The sequence below is a fragment of the Pseudomonas sp. HMWF006 genome (assembly GCF_003061205.1).
Lineage (GTDB): Bacteria > Pseudomonadota > Gammaproteobacteria > Pseudomonadales > Pseudomonadaceae > Aquipseudomonas > Aquipseudomonas monsensis.
In genome coordinates, this window is record NZ_QAIU01000499.1 from 46,918 (window position 1) to 51,584 (window position 4,667).

At 60.2% G+C, this 4,667-nt stretch carries 5 protein-coding genes; all 5 read left to right on the forward strand.

Annotated elements, in window-relative coordinates; all coding sequences use genetic code 11:
- Positions 1 to 1,398 (forward strand): lactate permease LctP family transporter (locus tag DBR24_RS21995; RefSeq protein WP_256591728.1); only part of this gene is annotated, 1,398 nt, incomplete at its 5' end.
- A gap of 150 nt (positions 1,399 to 1,548) precedes the next feature.
- Positions 1,549 to 2,373, forward strand: a complete 825-nt coding sequence (locus tag DBR24_RS22000; protein ID WP_128615789.1) for a (Fe-S)-binding protein — start codon at positions 1,549 to 1,551, stop codon at positions 2,371 to 2,373.
- Entirely contained in the window at positions 2,370 to 3,824 is a 1,455-nt protein-coding gene (locus DBR24_RS22005) for a LutB/LldF family L-lactate oxidation iron-sulfur protein (protein ID WP_123464508.1), read from the forward strand. Before DBR24_RS22000 ends, DBR24_RS22005 begins: the two co-directional genes overlap by 4 nt.
- Positions 3,824 to 4,495, forward strand: coding sequence for a lactate utilization protein (locus DBR24_RS22010; protein WP_128615790.1), 672 nt, complete (start codon positions 3,824 to 3,826; stop codon positions 4,493 to 4,495). The genes DBR24_RS22005 and DBR24_RS22010 overlap by 1 nt, the downstream gene beginning before the upstream one ends.
- Positions 4,492 to 4,667, forward strand: a 176-nt coding sequence (locus tag DBR24_RS31100) for an FAD-binding oxidoreductase (RefSeq protein ID WP_146189101.1), incomplete at its 3' end; no start/stop codon positions are given. The genes DBR24_RS22010 and DBR24_RS31100, both read left to right, overlap by 4 nt.

Consider the following 4,667-nt stretch of genomic DNA (forward strand, 5'->3'; position numbering starts at 1 on the left):
TTCGAGGTCATTCGCAGTTCGGTGCTGTCGATCACCGACGACCAGCGCCTGCAGGTGCTGCTGATCGGTTTCTGCTTCGGTGCATTTCTGGAAGGTGCCGCCGGTTTCGGCGCGCCCGTGGCGATTACTGCCGCGCTGCTGGTCGGCCTGGGTTTCAACCCGCTATATGCCGCCGGCCTGTGCCTGATCGCCAATACCGCACCGGTTGCCTTCGGCGCCTTGGGGATTCCAATCATTGTTGCCGGGCAAGTGACCGGCATTGATGCGTTCAAGATCGGCGCCATGACCGGTCGCCAACTGCCGCTGCTGTCGCTGTTCGTGCCGTTCTGGCTGGTGTTCATGATGGACGGCCTGCGTGGCGTGCGTGAAACCTGGCCGGCGGCGCTGGTGGCAGGCCTGAGCTTCGCCGTGACGCAGTACTTCACTTCGAACTTCATTGGGCCAGAATTGCCGGACATCACCTCGGCGCTGGCCAGCCTGATATCGCTGACCCTGTTCCTGAAAATCTGGCAGCCAAAACGCACCGCAGGCGCGCAAATCGCTGGCGCCACGTCGAGCGCAGCGATCACCGCCAGCGTCGGCGGTTTCGGCCAGAAACGCACCACTGTGGCGTCGCCTTACAGCCTCGGGGAAATTTTCAAAGCCTGGTCGCCATTCCTGATTCTGACCGTGCTGGTGACGATCTGGACGCTGAAGCCTTTCAAAGCGATGTTCGCCGCTGGCGGCTCGATGTACAGCTGGGTGTTCAACTTCGCGATCCCGCACCTTGATCAAATGGTGATCAAAACCGCACCGATCGTGGCCACCCCGACTGCCATTCCAGCGGTGTTCAAACTCGACCCGATTTCCGCGACCGGCACGGCGATTTTCTTCTCCGCGCTGATCTCGATGCTGGTCTTGAAGATCAATTTCAAAACTGGTCTGACCACTTTGAAAGAGACCTTCTACGAACTGCGCTGGCCGATCCTGTCGATCGGCATGGTGCTGGCCTTCGCTTTCGTCACCAACTACTCCGGCATGTCTTCGACCATGGCCCTGGTGCTGGCCGGTACGGGCGCAGCGTTCCCGTTCTTCTCGCCATTCCTCGGCTGGCTCGGCGTGTTCCTCACCGGTTCGGATACCTCGTCCAACGCGCTGTTCAGTTCGTTGCAAGCGACCACCGCACACCAGATCGGCGTCAATGACACCCTGCTGGTGGCGGCCAATACCAGCGGCGGCGTGACCGGCAAGATGATCTCGCCACAGTCGATTGCCGTGGCCTGCGCGGCGACCGGCCTGGTGGGCAAGGAATCGGATCTGTTCCGTTTCACCCTCAAGCACAGCCTATTCTTTGCAACGATTGTCGGTCTGATCACGCTGGCCCAGGCCTACTGGTTCACCGGCATGCTGGTGCACTAAACCTACAACAAACACAGAAAAAACCGACGCCTGTTCGTGATGCCGGCGTCAGCAATTCACACCCCGGTCTGTAAGGCTGCTGAAAGCAACGCTCTTTATATTCAGCAGCCGCCACAGACGGATAACCGGGACCACCCGGAGACACGCCTGATGAGCGAGCTTTTTTACAACGCTGTGCCCAACGCCACCCGCGTGGCACCGCCACTGCCCGAACCTCGGCAATACCCCAGCGAGAAACCGTCGCGGGTCTACCTGTTCGGCACGTGTGTGGTCGACCTGTTCTACCCCGAAGCCGGGATGGACGCGATCCACTTGCTGGAGCACGAAGGGATCAAGGTCGAGTACCCGCAAGGGCAAAGCTGCTGCGGACAACCGGCCTACACCTCGGGTTACACCGAGCAGGCACGAACCGTCGCGCGCTCGCAACTGGCGCTGTTTGCCGGGGATTATCCGGTGGTGGTGCCGTCGGGTTCATGCGCGGGCATGCTGCGCGAGCATTACGCCGACTTGTTCAAGGACGAGCCGGAGACGTTGAAACAGGTGCAGGCCCTCGCCGCCCGCACCTATGAACTGGCTGAGTTTCTGCTGTTTGTCTGCAAGGTGCAGCTCAAGGACAGCGGCGAGCCGGTCAAAGTCGCGCTGCACACTTCGTGTTCGGCACGGCGCGAGATGAACACCCACCTGCACGGCCGCGAGTTGTTGGCGCAGCTGAGCAACGTGGAACGGGTCAACCACGATCACGAAAGCGAATGCTGTGGCTTCGGTGGGACATTCAGCGTCCGTATGCCAGACATTTCCGGCGCGATGGTGGCTGACAAGACCAAAGCGTTGAAGGAATCCGGCGCGCACAAGGTCTTGAGTGCCGACTGCGGCTGTTTAATGAACATCAACGGCGCATTGGAGAAACAAAAAGAAGCGCTGCGCGGGCAACATCTCGCCAGCTTTCTGTGGCAACGAACCGGAGGTGCGCAATGAGCACTTCCGCGATTATTCCTACGGTCGCCGTAGAAGAAGATTTCCGCACCCGGGCGCACAACGCTTTGGGTGATCAGCAGTTGCGGAACAACTTCCGCACGGCCATGGACTCACTGATGGTCAAGCGGGCAGCCGCTTTCAGTGATGCCCACGAAAGAGAACATTTGCGCGCCCTGGGCAACTCGATCAGGGCGCGTGCGCTCTCCAAGTTGCCCGACCTGCTCGAGCAACTGGAAAAGAACCTGACCCGCAACGGTGTGACAGTGCACTGGGCGGAAACGGTGGACGAGGCCAATGGCATCGTCTTGTCGATCATCCGCGCTCACGAGGCGCGGCAAGTGATCAAGGGCAAATCGATGGTCAGCGAAGAGATGGAGATGAACCATTTCCTCGAGGCTCAAGGTGTTGAATGCCTGGAGTCCGACATGGGGGAATACATCGTCCAGCTCGACCACGAGAAGCCTTCACACATCATTATGCCGGCGATCCACAAGAATGCCGGTCAGGTCGCGTCCTTGTTCCACGACAAACTTGGCGTGGAATACACCAAGGACGTTGACCAACTCATTCAGATCGGTCGCAGAGTCCTGCGGCAGAAATTCTTCGAAGCGGACATCGGCGTCTCCGGTGTGAACTTCGCCGTCGCCGAAACCGGCACCCTGCTGCTGGTGGAAAACGAAGGCAACGGGCGCATGACCACCACCGTGCCACCGGTGCACATCGCCGTTACCGGCATCGAAAAGGTTGTGGAAAACCTGCGCGACGTGGTGCCGCTGCTGTCGCTGCTGACCCGCTCGGCGCTGGGTATTCCGATCACCACCTACGTCAACATGATCTCCGGCCCGCGCAAGGAACATGAACTCGACGGCCCGCAGGAAGTGCATCTGGTGCTGCTCGACAACGGTCGCAGCCAAGCCTTTGCCGACAGCGAATTGCGCCAGACCCTGAATTGCATCCGCTGCGGCGCCTGCATGAATCATTGCCCGGTCTACACCCGCGTCGGCGGCCACACCTACGGCGAGGTGTACCCGGGACCGATCGGCAAAATCATCACCCCGCACATGGTCGGCCTGGCGAAAGTCCCGGATCACCCGAGCGCTTCGTCGCTGTGCGGCGCCTGCGGTGAAGTGTGTCCGGTAAAAATTCCGATCCCGGCAATCCTGCGTCGTTTGCGCGAAGAAAACGTCAAGGCCCCGGACTCGCCGCATCAAGTGATGCGCGGCCAGGGCAGCAAGTATTCGCGCAAGGAACGTTTCATCTGGAACGCCTGGGCGAAACTCAACAGCTCGCCGACGCTGTATCGACTGTTCGGTTTCTTCGCCACACGCCTGCGCGCACTGACCCCGAGCAACGTCGGCCCGTGGACGCAAAACCACAGCGCACCGAAACCCGCCGCCCGCTCACTGCACGACATGGCCCGCGAGCATCTGGCCAAACAGGGAGACCGCTGATGAGCGCCAAGCAAAACATCCTCGCCAAGCTACGGAAAAGCCTGACCGGCGCCACACCGATTGCCGACAACTTTGATGTCGATCTGGTGACGCAGCCTTACACCTACAGCGCCGATCAACGCATCCCGCAACTGCGCAAACTGATGGAAGCGGTGCACACCGAAATTCATCTGACCTCTGACGCAGACTGGCCGGCGCTACTCGCGCAGTTGCTGCGTGACCGCCAGTTGCCAAGCCTGTTGATCGCGCCGACTACAGCGCACGGGCAACGCATCACACAACACTGGGCGAATCATCCTGATCTGCCGGCGCTGAAACCCTACGACCGGCCGATGGAAGCGTGGAAAGCCGAGTTGTTCGACGACACCCCGGCCAGTCTCACCGGCACCCTCGGCGCAATTGCCGCCACCGGTAGCCTGATTATCTGGCCGACCCGCGAAGAACCGCGATTGATGAGCCTGGTGCCGCCGGTGCATTTCGCCCTGCTCAAGGCCAGCGAAATTCGTGACAACTTCTATCAGGTGCAGCAGGAATTCGAGTGGGCCCAGGGCATGCCGACCAACGCATTATTGGTGTCCGGCCCGTCGAAAACCGCTGACATCGAGCAAGTCCTGGCTTACGGCGCCCACGGCCCGAAAGACCTCGTAGTGCTGATCCTGGAGGACCAATGACGCTTCCGGTGAATTTCCTGCGTGATGCGCAACAACTGATTCCGGCCGAGCGCCGTTTTGATGATCCGCTATCGACGCTGGCCTTTGGCACTGACGCCAGTTTTTATCGGCTGATTCCGAAACTGGTCATCCGCGTCGAGTCCGAAGATGAAGTCGTGAGCCTGTTGAAACT

Coding starts and splice junctions, on each gene's coding strand:
- DBR24_RS22010 (WP_128615790.1), top strand. CDS start 3,824: ATGAGCGCCAAGCAAAACATCCTCGCCAAGCTACGGAAAAGCCTGACC.
- DBR24_RS22005 (WP_123464508.1), top strand. CDS start 2,370: ATGAGCACTTCCGCGATTATTCCTACGGTCGCCGTAGAAGAAGATTTC.
- DBR24_RS22000 (WP_128615789.1), top strand. CDS start 1,549: ATGAGCGAGCTTTTTTACAACGCTGTGCCCAACGCCACCCGCGTGGCA.